Annotated in this window: 1 protein-coding gene; it reads right to left on the bottom strand. The window is 56.8% G+C overall.

The features are described from left to right. On the bottom strand, positions 1-317 hold a 317-nt coding region (locus tag M3B90_RS09590; RefSeq protein ID WP_259890159.1), incomplete at both ends, for a hypothetical protein.

Below are 317 nucleotides of genomic sequence, written 5' to 3'. Positions count from 1 at the left end.
GCAAGCACACCGGTGTTCGTCACCGTCACCTTGTAGGTCGAGGACCACTTACCATTCACAGCGTTCGCTTTACCAGAAGCTTCCTTCTTCACCGCGAACTTCGGCGTCTTCTCCACCGTCGTGCAGGCCGTGTTGTTCTTCGAACCATCCGAGTCACCCTTCATCGTGACCCCGTTGGCAAAGCCCTTACCGTCCGAAACACCTTCCTCGCCGGTGCAGTGAAGAACCTCAGACTCCTTCACCCGTGCCGGATCAAACGAACCCGACACCACAACCGTGAACGACTTCGACTCACCAGGAGCAAGCTCAACACCATC

The sequence above is a fragment of the Dermabacter sp. p3-SID358 genome, assembly GCF_025147465.1.
Taxonomy (GTDB): domain Bacteria; phylum Actinomycetota; class Actinomycetes; order Actinomycetales; family Dermabacteraceae; genus Dermabacter.
Note: the sequence above shows the minus strand (reverse complement) of the source record. Positions and strands in the feature narration are given on the sequence as shown.